This is a genomic window from Nocardia sp. CA-107356 (assembly GCF_050946365.1).
Taxonomy (GTDB): Bacteria; Actinomycetota; Actinomycetes; order Mycobacteriales; family Mycobacteriaceae; genus Nocardia.
The window spans coordinates 9,651,122-9,667,071 of the sequence record NZ_CP191992.1; the positions used below are offsets into that span (position 1 = coordinate 9,651,122).

At 67.0% G+C, this 15,950-nt stretch carries 14 protein-coding genes; 5 read left to right on the forward strand and 9 right to left on the reverse strand.

Going from position 1 to position 15,950, the window contains the following annotated elements:
• Positions 1 to 27: 27 nt before the first annotated feature.
• Both ACQP1G_RS43355 and ACQP1G_RS43360 read right to left on the reverse strand, forming a co-directional pair.
• A complete protein-coding gene (locus ACQP1G_RS43355; RefSeq protein WP_433196127.1) occupies positions 28 to 1,080 on the reverse strand; it encodes a hypothetical protein in 1,053 nt (350 codons plus the stop codon).
• The gene (locus tag ACQP1G_RS43360) at positions 1,074 to 2,270 is read right to left on the reverse strand and encodes an MFS transporter (RefSeq protein ID WP_433209326.1); all 1,197 of its coding nucleotides are present in this window, start codon (positions 2,268 to 2,270) and stop codon (positions 1,074 to 1,076) included. Before ACQP1G_RS43360 ends, ACQP1G_RS43355 begins: the two co-directional genes overlap by 7 nt.
• A 307-nt stretch (positions 2,271 to 2,577) precedes the next feature.
• Between ACQP1G_RS43360 and dusB the strand changes: the two genes are divergently transcribed.
• The 3 genes from dusB (at position 2,578) to phoU (ending at position 7,027) form a co-directional block, all read left to right on the forward strand.
• Entirely contained in the window at positions 2,578 to 3,699 is a 1,122-nt protein-coding gene (gene dusB, locus ACQP1G_RS43365) for a tRNA dihydrouridine synthase DusB (RefSeq protein ID WP_433209329.1), read from the forward strand.
• Positions 3,700 to 3,935: 236 nt separating this feature from the next.
• Positions 3,936 to 6,263: an LCP family protein gene (locus tag ACQP1G_RS43370; RefSeq protein ID WP_433196129.1), complete on the forward strand. Its 2,328-nt coding sequence runs from the start codon at positions 3,936 to 3,938 to the stop codon at positions 6,261 to 6,263.
• A 101-nt stretch (positions 6,264 to 6,364) separates the two neighbouring features.
• Complete coding sequence (gene phoU, locus ACQP1G_RS43375; protein WP_433196131.1) at positions 6,365 to 7,027, forward strand: phosphate signaling complex protein PhoU; 663 nt, start codon at positions 6,365 to 6,367, stop codon at positions 7,025 to 7,027.
• Positions 7,028 to 7,521: 494 nt separating this feature from the next.
• Here phoU and ACQP1G_RS43380 read toward each other — a convergent pair whose 3' ends face one another.
• Positions 7,522 to 7,968: a MarR family winged helix-turn-helix transcriptional regulator gene (locus tag ACQP1G_RS43380; RefSeq protein ID WP_433196133.1), complete on the reverse strand. Its 447-nt coding sequence runs from the start codon at positions 7,966 to 7,968 to the stop codon at positions 7,522 to 7,524.
• An 89-nt stretch (positions 7,969 to 8,057) separates the two neighbouring features.
• On the opposite strand from ACQP1G_RS43380, the gene ACQP1G_RS43385 reads away from it, so the two are divergent.
• The gene (locus tag ACQP1G_RS43385) at positions 8,058 to 8,453 is read left to right on the forward strand and encodes a nuclear transport factor 2 family protein (protein ID WP_433196135.1); all 396 of its coding nucleotides are present in this window, start codon (positions 8,058 to 8,060) and stop codon (positions 8,451 to 8,453) included.
• Positions 8,454 to 8,531: 78 nt separating this feature from the next.
• Here the strand turns inward: ACQP1G_RS43385 and ACQP1G_RS43390 are convergent, their stop codons facing one another.
• Positions 8,532 to 10,055: an FAD-dependent oxidoreductase gene (locus ACQP1G_RS43390; protein ID WP_433196137.1), complete on the reverse strand. Its 1,524-nt coding sequence runs from the start codon at positions 10,053 to 10,055 to the stop codon at positions 8,532 to 8,534.
• 104 nt (positions 10,056 to 10,159) lie between these two features.
• On the opposite strand from ACQP1G_RS43390, the gene ACQP1G_RS43395 reads away from it, so the two are divergent.
• Positions 10,160 to 10,645 (forward strand): MarR family winged helix-turn-helix transcriptional regulator, encoded by a 486-nt coding sequence (locus tag ACQP1G_RS43395; RefSeq protein ID WP_433196139.1) that lies wholly within the window; start codon positions 10,160 to 10,162, stop codon positions 10,643 to 10,645.
• Positions 10,646 to 10,738: 93 nt separating this feature from the next.
• Here the strand turns inward: ACQP1G_RS43395 and pstB are convergent, their stop codons facing one another.
• From pstB to mshD, 5 genes are all read right to left on the reverse strand, one after another.
• A complete protein-coding gene (gene pstB, locus ACQP1G_RS43400; RefSeq protein ID WP_355181844.1) occupies positions 10,739 to 11,515 on the reverse strand; it encodes a phosphate ABC transporter ATP-binding protein PstB in 777 nt (258 codons plus the stop codon).
• 92 nt (positions 11,516 to 11,607) lie between these two features.
• Complete coding sequence (gene pstA / locus ACQP1G_RS43405) at positions 11,608 to 12,513, reverse strand: phosphate ABC transporter permease PstA (RefSeq protein ID WP_433196141.1); 906 nt, start codon at positions 12,511 to 12,513, stop codon at positions 11,608 to 11,610.
• The gene (gene pstC / locus ACQP1G_RS43410; RefSeq protein ID WP_433196143.1) at positions 12,513 to 13,505 is read right to left on the reverse strand and encodes a phosphate ABC transporter permease subunit PstC; all 993 of its coding nucleotides are present in this window, start codon (positions 13,503 to 13,505) and stop codon (positions 12,513 to 12,515) included. The genes pstA and pstC overlap by 1 nt, the downstream gene beginning before the upstream one ends.
• Before the next feature lie 91 nt (positions 13,506 to 13,596).
• On the reverse strand, positions 13,597 to 14,712 hold the full coding sequence (pstS, locus tag ACQP1G_RS43415) for a phosphate ABC transporter substrate-binding protein PstS (RefSeq protein WP_433209332.1): 1,116 nt from the start codon (positions 14,710 to 14,712) through the stop codon (positions 13,597 to 13,599).
• A gap of 247 nt (positions 14,713 to 14,959) precedes the next feature.
• A complete protein-coding gene (gene mshD / locus ACQP1G_RS43420) occupies positions 14,960 to 15,871 on the reverse strand; it encodes a mycothiol synthase (RefSeq protein ID WP_433196145.1) in 912 nt (303 codons plus the stop codon).
• Positions 15,872 to 15,950 lie beyond the last annotated feature (79 nt).

Sequence of the window (15,950 nt, forward strand, 5' to 3'; positions counted from 1 at the left end):
CGCCCCCGGGACCGCATCGCGACTCGGTCAGGTCTCGAACGGCGCGACCGAGCCGGTGTGGATGGCCAGTGCGAGCGCGAGAAAGTAGTCACCCCAAATGAGTTCGTGGGCGGTGGCCGATCCGCGATCGAGGTCGTAACAACCGTCGAGCAGCATGCCCGGGGGGCGTGCGCCGCCACGGCCACTCAGATGGGTCGCCACCAAACGCCCGACGATGTCGGTCGCCCTACCGCGCAGGCGCACCGCATGCCGTGGAACTTCCTGCACGGCAGCGAGTTTGAGCAAGGCCACCGCCTCGATCGCCGCCGCCGAGGTATCCGGCACGGCATCCGAGACGGCTTCGGCGCCCGGAACCAACGGCAACCCGATATCAACCAGCCGCTCGGCGACCACCCGATAGTCCCTGTCGAGGTACCACGCCGCATCGGCCAGTGCCAGCAACAGCCACGCCCGGCCCCGGCTCCAGCCCGCGCGCGGCGAAATACTCGGTACCCATGCGCCGTCGACCCACCACCAGGCCGGTCTGCCAACGGGCTCGGCCTGCCACAGTCGCAGATGGGTGTCCAGGTGGCTACGAGCGACTGCCCGGCCCGCACCGGCGATCGATCCCAACAACGGCACTACGCCGGGAACCCCATCCACCCTCGCCGACAGTCGCTCACCGCCGAAGGCCGAACCCCACGGCAACACACCGAGTTCGTCATCGAATCCGGCCAGACAAGCTCGAGCGGCGGCATCCCGCAGCGCCTCGGCCGCACCACCATCGCCCGCCAAAGCCGTGCCGTACCACAGGATCAGCCCGCGGGTCGAGGTATCGGCGTCGACCCAGTGCGCCAACCGGCCGGTCACTTCGGCCGCCACCGACCGATCCGGCTGCGAACCGGTATGGCGGGCTCGCAGCCACAGCAGACCCGCCCAGAAGCCGCCGGTCCACGAGCCTTTCGACGTCGTCGTCCAGGCACCCGACGCGCTATCCGCATACAGCGGAAACCGTTGCCCGACAGCGGCATAGGTGGCCGCGGTACGCTCCAACACCGCGTCCAATGCCATCTCGGCCCAGTTCGGTGCCGAAGTCAGCACGGTCGCGGTACCCGGTCTCGCAGCGCCCACACCGTGGCCACTACCGCGGCGATAGCGAATTCCGCAGCGACCATCAACCATCCGCGGCTGTACCCGATCCCGGGCAGCAGAGCGCCGAAAAGCGGTGGGCCCAGCGCGAACCCCGAAAAGAAGCCAGCCGACACCAGCGCCGAGTCCCGGCCCGCCCGGCCGGGCGCGGCCCGCTGGATCACCACGACCATCGACACCGCATTACCCGCCATCCCGAACGTGCCGACCGCGATCACCGCCGCCCATATCAGCCCGTCCACCAGCGGTGCAGCGGCCAGCAGCAATGCCGCGACGGCCGACCCACATGCCAACCCCGCAGGCAACACCACGGCCACACCCGGTCTACCCGCAGCCTTCGCCCAACCGATCCGGCCCGCGATCCCCGCCACGCCGAGGACCGCGACCAGCATCCCCGCGGTCGCCGCACCGAGCCCGATCCGCTGTTCACCGAATAGAGCGAGGTAGGTGTTGATCGAGGCCATGCCAGCGCCGAGGAACAGCGAATAGACCGCCAGCCAGCGCACCACACTCGAGCTCTCGGTAGCGAGGCCGATACCGTTGGCAGCCTGTTCGATTCGGTGCGGATCGGCGGGTAACGTTCGCCGGATCCAGAGCGCGGCCACCACTGCGGTCCCCGCGGCCAGCGCCACCGAACCCCGCCAACCGACAACAGCTGCCATCGCGGTCAGCGGTAGTCCGGCGGCAACCGCACCCAGTTGTACGCCGGACTGCTTCGTCCCCGTCACTCCCGCACGCCGCGACACAGGCACCGCCGCCAGAATCGCCTTATTGGTCGCCGGATTGGCCAACGCCTGCGGTGCACCGCCGAGACCGACGGCCACCATCAGCACCACATACCCCGGTGCGACCGCGATCACCACGAGGACGAACGCGACCAGCAACAACAACCCGACCGAACACCGCCGCGGACCGAGCACATCCACCGCCCGCCCCGCCATCGGCGACAGCACCGCCGCGGTCCCGAACCCGACCGTCGTCGTGAACCCGAGCATTGCCGGTGACATCCCCAAATCCGGCACGATCCGTGGCCCCAGGGCACCGAGCAGGAACAACTGCAGCATGGAAAATCCCATCACCGCGGTCAGCGCGGCCGTCACAGCTGCCACCGCCACCCGATCCGCACCGACCTGCAGTCGCATCCGCACCACGTTCTCCTCCCACGCGCGCCGCCCGATCGACGACCCGAACCGCAGTAGTCGGACGTGACGTCACATCGGTTCCGAGCAAGCGCGCTCCGGCTCGGTCTCCGGCACCCTCCGCGTCACGCGGGACGCCACTGCGTGCAACTGCCCGATGGGCACGCCCGTAGGTGACGCCCGACACCGAACAAAAACCGCGCGGCACCCGAAAGGTGAATCAACGCACGGTCAGCACCTGCGGCTTGGGAGCGGCCAGGTAGTTGATGAGACACTGGTTGCCGTGACGATCACTGCCGAGGCCAAGAGCATGCTGCGGATCGGGCCGTATCCGGTCGATCCGGCGGTGGTGCTCGCGCCGATGGCGGGCATTACCAATCTGGCGTTCCGGAAGCTGTGCCGGGAGTTCGGCAGCTCCACGTCGATCTATGTCTGCGAAATGATCACCGCACGCGCGGTCGTCGAGCGCAATGAGAAGACGCTGCACATGATGTCCTTCGACGAGGACGAGCATCCACGCTCCATGCAGCTGTACGGCGTGGATCCGGCCACCCTCGGTGAGGCCGTGCGGATCATTGTCGGCGAGGGTTGGGCCGATCACATCGATCTCAATCTCGGCTGTCCGGTGCCGAAGGTCACCCGCCTCGGCGGGGGCGCGGCGCTGCCATACAAGCGCGCGCTGTTCAGCAAGATCGTCAAGGCGATGGTTTCGGGTGCCGAACCCGCTGGTGTCCCGGTGACGGTGAAGTTCCGCATCGGCATCGACGAGGACCACCTGACCTATCTGGATGCGGGTCGCATCGCCGAGGCCGAAGGCGCCAAGGCCGTCGCGTTGCACGCCCGCACCGCCGCACAGCGGTATTCGGGCCAGGCCGACTGGACCGCGATCGCCCGACTCAAACAAGCCGTCACCACGATCCCGGTGCTCGGCAACGGCGATATCTTCTCCGCCGCCGACGCGGTGCGCATGATGGACGAAACCGGTTGCGACGGAGTCGTCGTCGGGCGCGGCTGCCTCGGCCGCCCGTGGCTGTTCGCCGAACTGCAGGCGGCACTGCGCGGCGAAGCGCTGCCCGAGGCGCCGAACCTCGGCCGGGTCGGCGAGGTGCTGTACCGGCACGGCGCACTGCTCGCCGAACACCTCGGTGAAGACAAGGCCATGCGCGATCTGCGCAAACATATGGCCTGGTATCTGATGGGCTTCCCGGTCGGTGCCGACCTGCGCCGCTCCTTCGCCACTGTGTCGAGCCTCACTCAGTTGCAGGACCTCATCGGCGAACTCGACCCGACCGCGCCGTTCCCCCGCGATGCCGAGGGGCCGCGCGGCCGCCAGGGGTCGCCGGGCAAGGTAGCGCTGCCGCACGGCTGGCTCGACGATCCGGATGATCCGGCCGTCCCCGCGGGCGCGGATCTGATGCACAGCGGGGGCTGATCTTTCCGCGCGCGCCGCACGCAGTGGTCACAGTTCGATCAGCGTGCAATCGCAACTGAAATGCGATCGTCACAAACCCGTCCCACCTGCGCGCACGCAGTATCGGAACATCTCTGCGGCACGTTGATTTCACGCTGGGCTGGCTCACCGTGGCGGAATCGTTATCATTGGCGGAATCGGTCATGCCGGTCGAAAGCGGCCGAAACGGCAGCGGAGACGAAAAGCGAGGTTCGTAGGTGGGTGACGATCGGCACGGGCAGTCGCCACGGCCCGGAGGTCGCGCCCCGTGGGAGCGCTATCCCACGGCGGAAAACACCGATCGGGATGGCGCACGGTCGTCCCGCAGAGCCCGACATACCGATCCCGACTCCGGCTCTGCCCCCCTGACGGTTCAGGACCTGGTCCAGAAGGTCGACAACGAACGCTCCGGACGCAGGCGGCGGTCCGAACCCGCCGGTGCGAAGCCCCCGGAATCCGCCCCGCCCCGGTCCGCGGACCCCGCACGACAGTCCGACGTCCCACCGCGCAAATCGAGCGCTGCTGGGCGTCAGGCGGATGCACCACCACGCACATCGGGCATCCCCGCCGGGCGCAAGGCCGACACGCCACCCCGCACGTCGGGCATCCCCGCCGGACGCAAGGCCGACACGCCACCCCGCACATCGGGCACCCCGGCCGCACGCAAGGCCGACACGCCACCACGCACGTCGGGCATCCCAGCCGGACGCAAGGCCGACACGCCACCCCGCACATCGGGCACGCCAGCCGCCAGCAAAGCCGACGCACCGCCACGCTCGTCCGGGACTACCCGCCGAACCGCGTCCTCCGCGGTCGTCGACGACATCGCGGGCACCCCGTCCGCCACCCGCCCCGCGAAGCGCCGCACCACGACGGCGTCCGGTGCGACGGAACCGCCCGAGGTCGTCACCGATGTCATTGCGCCGGTCGAGGACGCCCCACGCACCAAGAAGCGCGGCGCCGGCTGGCCGACCACCGATCCGGACGCCCCGAAGACCGCGGCGGCATCGACCCGCGTCGGCCTGTCCCGGCTCGCCGCGAGTCGGCAGCGCCGCAATAAGCGGCTGCAGCTCGCCGGCCGGGCCGCCATGACGATCTGCGCTGTGGTCGCACTCTTGGTCACCGGCGGCGGCTGGAGCTATCTACGTTCCACCGCCAATGGCTTCACCCAGGTCTCCGCGCTCGACGACCATCCCGAGGATGTCGTCGACTCGGGCGCACAGCTCGGCGATGAGAACTATCTGCTCGTCGGCACCGACACCCGCGCAGGCGTCAACGGACAGGTCGGCGCCGGCACGCTCGACGACGCCGAGGGCTCGCGCGCCGACACCGTCATGCTGGTGAATATCCCCAAGAACCGCTCGCGGGTCGTGGTCGTCTCATTCCCGCGCGATCTGGATGTCACCCGGCCACAGTGCAACGGCTGGGATAACGACAAGGCCGAGTACACCAACGAGGTCTTCCCCTCGGCCATGGGCGACAAGCTCAACGCCGTGTACGCACTCGCCGGTCCGAAGTGTCTGGTCAATGTGATCCGGAAGATGACCGGCCTGAGCATCGGACACTTCATCGGCATCGACTTCGCCGGTTTCGAGGCGATGGTCGACCAGGTCGGCGGCGTCGATGTCTGTACCCCCAAGCCGATCGTCGACGGCATTCTCGGCACCGTGCTGGAAACTCCGGGCCGACAGCGCATCAACGGCGCGACCGCACTCAACTATGTGCGCGCCAGGCACGTCTACGGCGAGGAACGCAGTGACTACGACCGGATCAACCGCCAGCAGCGGTTCCTGGCCTCGCTGCTGCGCGGCGCGCTGTCGAGCCGAGTGCTCTTCGATCCCGGCAAGTTGAACGGCTTCATCTCCGCATTCACCAGCCACACCTTCGTCGACAAGGTCCAGCCAACCGACCTGCTGACCCTGGGCCGTTCGCTGCAGAAGGTCGACGCGGGCGCGGTCACCTTCCTGACCATCCCGACCGCGGGCACCACCTCCTACGGCAACGAGATTCCCCGCGAATCCGATATCAAGGCGATCTTCCGCGCCGTCATCGACGACCAGCCGCTGCCCGGTGAGAAGAAATCGACTCCGGCTCCCGGGTCCATCCCGTCGGCGCAACCGGCGCCGCCGAAGCTGTTCGCGGTCGATCCGAGCACGGTGTCGCTACTGGTCTCCAATGGTTCGGGAACGCCTGGTGTGGCCAATAGCGCGGCAACCAAACTGGGCAACCAGGGCTTCCAGATCTACAACACCGGCAATTACTCCGGCGGCAATACCGAGGTCGCGACCAAGGTTCGCTACGGGCCCGGACATGAGGCCGAGGCCGCGACAGTGGCCAGCTCCCTGCCGGGTGCGAGCGTGGAGCAGGCGAATGATCTGGGCGGCATCGTCGAGGTTGTCATCGGCGCCGATTACGCTGGCACCGTGCGCACTCCGACACCGGTGGGCGATCCGATCTCGAATGTCATCGAATCCAAGAGTGCGGCGCCGGTCACACTGCCCTCGGATCTGGAGCACGTCAACGCCGCCGACGACACCTGCAAGTAGGTACGGCCCCGAACTGGGGCAACACCGTCGCTAATGTTCGGCACCACCCATTAACCCACTGTTGGTGACTAGGTCAGCACTGGGCACTAATGTCTGTTTTCATGCGTGTCATCTACAACGAGCAAATGGCCGATCTTGCCCACCTGCTGGGCGAGATGGCCGGTCTGGCGGGTTCGGCGATGGACCGGGCCACCCAGTCACTGCTCCAAGCCGACCTCACTCTGGCCGAGTCGGTGATCACCGAGAACGACCGGATCGCCGAAATGATCACCGACGCCGAGGAGAAGGCGTTCGCCCTGCTTGCGCTGCAGGCGCCGGTGGCGGGCGATCTGCGGCAGGTAGTGAGCGCGATCCAGATCGTCCAGGATGTGAACCGGATGGGCGCGCTGGCACTGCACGTCGCCAAGGTCACCCGGCGTCGCCACCCCAACCACGCCCTGCCCGAATCGGTGAACGGCTACTTCGCCGAAATGGGCCGGATCGCAGTGAATATGGGTGAGAGCGCCAAGGAGGTGCTCGAGTCCCGCGATCCCGAGCGCGCCGCGCAGCTCAACGAGGACGACGAGGCGATGGACGATCTGCACCGTCACCTGTTCACGCTGCTGATGGACCGCGACTGGAAGTACGGCGTCGCGGCGGCCGTCGACGTGACCCTGCTGGGCCGCTACTACGAGCGCTTCGCCGACCATGCGGTGGAAATCGGCCGTCGGGTGATCTTCCTGGTCACCGGCATGCTGCCGCCGGACCCCGACGCCGAGGCGTAGTCCTTCCCGACGAGATATCCTGCCGGACAACAAGACACGCTGCCGGGATCCAGCTGCTGGGTCCCGGTGCTCGCGAATAGCATTGTCGGACATAGCGAAGGCCCGCACCGTAGTGCGGGCCTTCGTATATCGAACCGGTTCAGCTGATTTCGCGAGCATATGGGTAGCTCACCGGGGACGGCTGACTTGGGTTTCCGGACTGGTGAGGTCGCATATTCACCTGTTGCGTGTTGTCGGGCGGTTCCATGGCCGACAGCGGCCGAACTACCCCGTGACGGAGCGGGCCGGGTAGGCGCCTTGGTTGCACACTTCCATGAGTCGCAGTGACAGCTGCCAGTTGCAACTCCCCAGCAGCGGCCAGATGTTCACCCAGGTGACGGCCAGTTGAGATGGCTCTGGAACACGTTTCGTGATCACCTCACCGAGATACCCAGTCGCTCGGCATGTTTCGTTTGCGTGACGATCGACGTCCCCTTCGACCGAGCCATAGGAGGTCAGCCGAAGGGTTCCTCGTGGACGAATCGGGTCAGTGCGACCGCGAAGGCGCGGGCCTGGTCCTCGGGCCAGGCGGCCAGGTGCCGGTCGAGGCGCCGGGCGAGGCGGTGGCGCATGACCTCGACCGCCCGCTCGCCGCGTTCGGTCAGGCTGAGCAGGGTCGCTCGGGCGTCGGTGGGATCCGGGGCGCGGCGGACCAAACCGGCTCGCTCCAGGCGAGTGGCGTGGCGGCTGGCCACCGAGCGGTCGAGACCGATCTCGACGGCCAGTGCGGCCGCGCTGCGCGGACCCCAGCGAGCCAGGGCGCTGAGTACCGGATAGGTCGCCGTATCCACCGCAGGGTCCAGGCCCTCGGTGAGTTCGGCGTAGATGCCCTCCCGGGTTCGCCGGCGCAGCAATTCTGCGATTGCCTCGGCGACCTGGGCGCCGATCCCCTGTTGTGACATGCTTCCAGAATAGCGTGCATCGTGCACGCATTTGATATATGGTCAACTGCGTGCACGATGCACGCAAATGATCGAAGGAGAGTTACCTCATGACCGCCACCACCAGCATCGCCACCGCGCTCACCGACCTGCTGTTCGATCGGCAGATCGATGTCGACACAGCCTTCGCGCGGCACTTCACCGACGACTACCGGCAGCGCACCGACGGTGTGTGGAGCGACCACGCGGAGTTCGTCGAGCACATCACGCATCTGCGGGGCGTCGTCACCGATGGGCGCGTCGAGGTACACGACGAACTGATCGCCGGTGACCGCTACGCCGACCGGCACACCATCCACGCCCGCAAGACCGACGGCAGCGAGGTCGCGTTCGAGGTGCTGGTCTTCGCCGAACTCGCCACCGACGGTCGCTTCCGACAGATCATCGAGACCACCACCATGCTGTCGGGCCGCACGGAGGATCGAGACCTGGGTAGCGCCCGCTGAGGGTGCCGCGACAGCGCCCGCAACAGATCCCCCGTCGTCGACCCGCTGAATCTCACGACCCCTGGGCTCGTTACTGATTCATGGCACGGCTACCGGTTCGCGGGTGGCGATGTAGCCGTCGGGGCGGATCAGTACTGCGGTGTCGCTGGAGATGTCGAAATTGCGATGGATAGCGCCGTCGCTGTCGATGACTGTGGCAGGTCCGGTCGCGGTGGAGTCGGTGGTGATCCGGATCGTCCGCAGCGGGCTGGGCAGGTCCGTGTGATTCGAGTTCTGCGGGTTGCCGTGATCGAAGGTGAGCAGGGTCCAGTGCGGGCCGCGCAGCAGATCGAATACCCGCACCCGATGGCCGGTCGAGGCGTCGGCGACGGCGTCGGGAGCGCGGTCACCGGCGCGAACGCGGGTGTCGTGCGGTCCCGAGCCGGTGCGGGGACTATCGGCGTAGGTGATGGTGAGCCCAGTGGTGAAGTCGTCGGTGAGCCCGCGCACCGCAGCAGCTCCGGAGCCGTTGCCGGCGGACCGCATGAGGGTGTGCAGGCGGGAGGTGCTGTCGTCGAGGACCGCCTGCGCGACCGGGCGACGTTCGAGTTCGTAGGTGTCCAGCAAGGTCTCGCCGGCACCATCGAGGACCGCGGCAAGTTTCCAGCCGAGGTTGTAGGCATCCTGGATACCGGTGTTCATGCCCTGCCCGCCCGCGGGTGAGTGGACATGGGCGGCATCACCGGCGAGGAAGACCCGGCCGCACCGGTATCGGTCGACCAGGGCGACGTTGATCCGGTACAACGACAACCAGCCTGCGTCGTCGATGGTGACGTCCGCCAGACCGGTGTGCTCGCTGAACAAGCGCCGGAACAGCTCGAGTGTCGGCGCGGCCGGATCGAGGTCGTCGGCGGGGATCGACGCCTGGAACTGCCAGATGTCGGTGCTGGGCAGCGGGAACAGTGACAAGATCCCGTGCTCGGGGCTCATCCATACGTGCTGGCAGTGCCGGTCCAGGCCGGTGATGCGCACGTCGCCGAGCCACCAGCGGTGCTCGCCGTAGGAGATGCCCTCGAGTGTGGCGCCGCTTTGCTTGCGTACCACGCTGCGCCCGCCATCGCAGCCAACGACATAGCGGGCGCGCATCCGCCGCTCACCGGTCGCCGCAGACACGCTCACCTCCACGGCGTCAGCGGTCTGCGTCACGGCCGTCACCTCGGCTCCCCACTCGATCCGGCCACCGAGTTCGGCGAGCCGGTCGCGCAGGACCTGCTCGAACAGCGGCTGCGACAACCACACCGGCGCATACGGCACCCCGGGACCGGACATTCCCAGCGCGGTCGATACCGCCTCGGAGATCACGCGGTCACGGTCGTAGTGGCGGGTCGGCACGTGCACCTGACCCAGTTGCAGCACGCGATCGATCACGCCGAGATCGTCGGCGACCTCCAGGGCCCGCGGCTGGATCGTCTTGGCTCGCGATGCTGTGCTGGGGCCTTCGGCGCGTTCGACGATGCGGTAGTCGGCACCGCGGCGGGCCAGGTCGATCGCCAGGGTGAGCCCGGTCGGGCCGGCGCCGACGATCAGAACATCGGTCGAGGTCATGGCGGTCGTCATTTTCATCTACCTACCTTGGGTATCTTTTATTCGGCCAGCTGTCTTCCTGGTCGGCCGATCGGGATGCGAGTACCGTATACCTAACTTAGGTATCTAATCAAGGTGAGTGGATGAGCAGCGACAACGATGCACTGAAGGGGCTTCTGCCGCGCATGACTCAGCTCAGCAGCACGCTGGGCCGCGGGCAGTTGTTCGAAACCGCAACCGGCGCAGCCGGAATCACTCTGGAGCGGCCGGCCGTGACGATCCTGGTGATCCTCGAATCTGCGGGGCGTCCGCTGCGGGTCGGGGAAATCGCGACCCGGATGCAGGTCGCCGGCCCGCACGTCACGCGCCAGCTCAACGGTCTCGAGCGGCGGCGGCTCGTGCACCGCGTGCCGGACCCGGATGACCAGCGCGCCCGGTTGATCACTCTCACCCCGAGCGGCGAGAAGCTGATCGGCCGCTACCTGCGGGTCATCAACGGCTGGTTCGACCACGCCCTGTCCGAGTGGACCGAATCCGACCAGCGGGACCTCGTCAGTCTGCTCGGCCGCCTCATCGACGACCTTTCGACGCACCTGGACACCCTTGTCGAGGACGCTCCCACCGACTAGCGGCATCCACGCCGGTGGCCTGCGCCAGCCGCCAACGCCACCTTCGAGCACCGGAGTCCGGCGCCCGAAGGGTTCGGGGAGGCGGCAGAGCGCTTAGCCGAAGCGACCGGAGATGTAGTCCTCGGTCGCCTTCTGGCCCGGGTTGGAGAAGATCTTCTCGGTATCGTCGATCTCGATCAGCTTGCCCGGCTTGCCCTGCGCCTCCAGGTTGAAGAAGCCGGTCTGGTCACTCACACGCGCGGCCTGCTGCATGTTGTGGGTGACGATGACGATGGTGAATTCCTTCTTCAGCTCGGTGATCAGGTCCTCGATCGCCAAGGTGGAGATCGGGTCCAGCGCCGAACAGGGCTCATCCATCAGCAGCACATCGGGCGACACCGCGATGGCCCGCGCGATGCACAGACGCTGCTGCTGACCGCCGGAGAGGCCGCCGCCCGGCTTGTCGAGGCGGTCCTTGACCTCGTTCCAGAGGTTGGCGCCACGCAACGAACGCTCGGCGACCTCGTCGAGCTCCTTCTTGTTGCGCACACCCTGCAGCTTCAGCCCGGCCACCACATTGTCGCGAATCGACATGGTGGGGAACGGATTCGGACGCTGGAACACCATGCCGATGGTGCGGCGCACGCCGACCGGGTCGACCTGCGAGCCGTAGATGTCCTCGCCGTCGAGCAGTACCGCGCCCTCGACGCGCGCATTCGGGGTCACCTCATGCATCCGGTTGAGCGAACGCAGCACGGTGGACTTACCGCAACCCGACGGGCCGATGAAGGCGGTCACGCTGCGCGGCAATACCGACAGCTTGACATCGGCAACCGCGTGGAATTTGCCGTAGTAGATGTTCAGGTCTTTGACGTCGATGCGCTTGGCCATCTGAATATCCGTTCGCTGTATTGAATGTGCATGAGCGTGGGCCCTACGTGGTTACGCAAGCTGCCGCCTCCGGGCCTGACCCGCTCATGCGGTCATCGGTTCCGCGTGAGCAACTTGTTGACGACCGCGGCCGCCGCGTAGAGCAGGGCGATCAGCAGGATCAGCGTCAACGCCGCACCCCACACCCGCGCCCGGCCCGCAGGCTCCGGATTCGCCAACTCTTGGTAGATCAACAGCGGCAGCGAGGCCATATTGCCGTCGAAGAGGTTGGTGTTGATCGACTTGCTGTAGCCGACCAGCACCAGTACCGGCGCGGTCTCACCCATGACGCGGGCGAGCGAGAGCAGGATGCCGCTGATCATGCCGGGCGCCGCGGTCGGCACGACGATCCGAGCGATGGTCTTCCACTTCGGGATACCGAGTGCGTAGGACGCCTCGCGCAATTCGTCGGGAACCAGCTTCAGCATTTCCTCGGTGCTGCGGATCACCACCGGCAACATCAGCAGCACCAAGGCCAGCGATACCGCGAAGGAGCTCTGCGGGAAGCCGAATGTCGCGATCCACAGCGCGAAGATGAACAGGGCCGCGACGATGGACGGCACACCCGCGAGGATGTCCACCATGAAGGTGGTCACCTTGGCCAGCACGCCACGGCCGTATTCGACCAGGTACACCGCGGCCATGATGCCGAGCGGCACCGCGATGATCGCGGCGACGAGGGTCTGCACGATGGTGCCGTAGATCGCGTGGTACACACCGCCACCGGTCTGATCCGGCAGGATGCCCTTCTGCGATTTCTGCCACCAGTCCGGCGAGACGACGGATTCGAGGCCCTTCGACGCCACCATGAACAGCACCCAGACCAGCGGCACGAGTGCGATGGCGAAGCAGATCCAGACCACCGCGGTCGCGATGTTGTTCTTGATCCGGCGGGCCGTGCTGACATGCCGGAAGGTGGGCGCCTTGACCGGCTTGTCGAGAGTCGTCGTGGTGGTCATTACCCGTTCACCCTTCCACCGGACACGAGCCGCGCCAGCGCATTGACGATGAAGGTCAGCGCGAACAGCACGAAGCCAGCCGCGATATAGGCGCCGGTCGGCAGTGGCTGACTGAATTCCGAAGCGGCGGCGGCGATTTTGGAGGCGAAGGTGTAGCCACCGTCGAACAGCGACCAGTGTCCGGCCTGCGCCGAGGTGCGCAGGATGACCAGCACCGCGATCGTCTCACCGAGCGCGCGGCCGAGGCCGAGCATGGATCCGGCGATCACACCGCTGCGGCCGTAGGGCAGCACCGTCATCCGGACCATCTCCCATTTGGTCGCGCCGAGTGCCTGCGCGGCCTCGATATGCGAGACGGGCGTCAGGTTGAAGACCTCACGGGAGACCGAGGTGATGATCGGCAGGATCATGACCGCGAGCACCACGCCCGCGGTGAAGATGGTGCCGCCACCGGAGATCGACACATTGCCGTCGGAGAACAGGAAGAACCAGCCGAGCTTGTCGTTGAGGAATGTCTCGACGGGTTCCAGCCGCGGCGCGAGCACCAGGAAGCCCCACAGACCGAACACGATCGACGGCACCGCCGCGAGCAGATCGACGAGCATCGCGAACGGACGCGCCATCGGCTTCGGCGAATAGTGGGTCAGGAACAGCGCGATGCCGACACCGATCGGCACCGCGATCACCAGCGCCAGCACCGAGCTCAGCACCGTGACCATGAGCAGGTCCCGAATACCGAACCGCAAGTGGTCGGCATTGGTGGTGTTGAACTCGGTGCTGGTGAAGAAGTTCGCCTCGTTCGCCATGATCGAGGGCCAGGCGCGGATCAGCAGGAACAGCGCGATCAGCGCGATGGCCGCCACGACCGTCGCACCCGCCGCGGTGGCTAGCGACCGGAAGACGACCTCGGCCCCTTGGCTGTGGCCTTTCCTGGCCTGTGCTGCGGCCGGGGCCTTCGGTGAGGCCGGTTCGGTGCTCGGTTCACTCGACATAGGGGCAGTATCTCCAGCCGCCCGCGGGCCAGTCGAGTCCGACTGGCCCGCGGCGGTCACCTCAGGGTGCACGGTCATGGCGTGGCGGCTATCAGTTGATGGCGGCGATCGCGGCGGTCAGCTTGGTCTTGAACTTGTCCGGGATCGCGACGTAGCCCGCCGTGTCCAGACCCTTCTGGCCGTTGTTGACGGCCGAGGTCAGGAATGCCTTGACCGCCTTGGAGGTGTCGGCATCGGCGTACTTCGAGCAGACGATCTCGTAGGTCGGCAGGATGATCGGGTAGGCACCCGCCGCGGTCGGCTTGTAGAACGACGAGGTGTCGAGCACCAGGTCGTTGCCCTCACCCTTGATCTTCACGCTGTCGACGGCCTTGGCCGCGGACTCCGGGGTCAGCTTGACCGGGTCCTTGGACGCCGAGGTGACGATCTGCGCGATCGACAGGTTCTGTGCCTTGGCGAAGGACCACTCGTTGTAGGTGATCGAGTTCTTGGTGCTCTTGATGGCGGCCGAGGTGCCCTCGTTGCCCTTGGCACCCTCACCGACACCGCCGTTGAAGGTCTTGCCGGCACCCTTGCCCCACGCGCCGTCGGAGGCGGCGTCGAGGTAGAGCTGGAAGTTGTCGGTGGTGCCCGACTCGTCGGAACGGAAGATCACCGCGATGGGGCCGGACGGCAGGGTGGCCTTCGGGTTCAGCGCCTTGACCTCGGGGGCATCCCACGAGGTGATGGCGCCGGTGAAGACCTTGGCCAGGGTCGGGCCGTCGAGGACGAGATCGCTCACGCCGTCGATGTTGTAGGTGACCGCGATGGGGCCGAAGACGGTCGGCAGGTTCCAGGCCGGGGCGCCGCAGCGCTCCTGCGCCTTGGCAGGCTCACCCTTCGACGCGCTCAGCGGCGAGTCGGAACCGGCGAAATCGGTCTGGCTGCCGAGGAATTCGTTGACACCGGCGCCCGAACCGCTCGAGGTGTAGTTCAGGGTCTGGCCGCTGCAGTTGCCCTCGTAGGCGGCGATGAAGCGCTCCATCGCGTTCTTCTGCGCCGAGGAGCCGCTGGCCTTGAGGGCCTTCTTGCCGCCGCAGGCGACGTCGACCTTGGCGACATTGCTGCTATCACCGCTGGTCGAGTTGTCATCACTGCCACAGGCGGCCAGGGGCATGGCAACTGCGGCCAGCACACCGATCATGGCGCTGCTGCGCTTGAAGTTCACTATTCCTCCGGGAATCGCGTTCGACACGCCCGGTCCCTCACCGGCCCGGGCGGGTTTCGTGGTGCCGTTCGCGGGGAACTTGCGCACCAGGCGGCAACCGTGCCGCCCGTATGTAACGTAAGGTCGCTCGGTTGACATTTGGACCAGGCTGAGTGAACAGAGGGTGAACAGCCCGGCGCTATTGGGCCCGTTATATGTGACATTTGCCCCAGTGTTACTCGATTGACCCCCGCGGGCCGCTTGTTATTCAGTCACGAGCCGAATAGGCGACGTCGATATGCGCAGGAGCGAAGCCGAGTCGAGTGTAGGTGCGTACAGCCGCGGTGTTATCGGCCTCGGTGTAGAGCAGAACCTCGGCCAGATCCCGTTCCCGCAGGTAGCGCAGGCCCGCGAGGGTGAGTAGACGGCCCAGTCCGCGCCCCTGCGCGGCCGGATCGATGCCGACCACATAGACCTCGCCGACCGGCGGATCCTCCTCGTAATGCACCTTGGTCCAATGGAATCCGAGGATGCGGTCCGGATCGGCGGGATCCACCGCGATGAACAGACCTTTCGGGTCGAACCAGGACTCGTCGCGCCGCACCTCGATATCGCGTTCGGACCAGCTGCCCTGTTCCGGATGCCAGGAGAAGGCCGCGTTGTTGACGCGCAGTAGTTCGGCGTCGTCGGCCGGACCCGCGTAGGTCCGCAGTGCGATGCCTTCCGGTACCGCCAGCTCGGGTAGCTCCGGTGTTGCCAATGAGCGCCGCATCTGCCACAACTCCCGTGCGGTGCGCAGTCCCAGCCGGGTCGCGAGCGCCTTGGCCGCCGGCCGATCGCCGTGCGCCCATACGCGAGCTCCGGGTCCGCCCCGGTCGAGCGCGGCGGAGACCAATTCCGCCCCGATGCCATTGCCGCGGACAGCAGGATCGACGGCGACCTCGGTCATTGTGGGGTGGTCGCCATGGGCCGGAACAAGATTCGCGTAACCGACGATGGCATCCGCACGCACCGCCACCAGATGCTCGGCCCCGGAATCGGCCGCGGCCAGCGAGAGCACGGCCTGTTCGGAGACCGGCGCGACACCGTCGGCCGCGGCCGCCCGCTCGAGCAGTGCGCGGACCGCGCGCGCCGCTTCGGCGTCGAGCCGATCGCTCCACCGCAGTGTCGTCTCACCCATGAGTCACGTCTCCCTCGTCGTACCGACCGTCGTCACCGCAGCGAACGCACGAGTCCGGCTCGTCATTCCGGGCGATCGC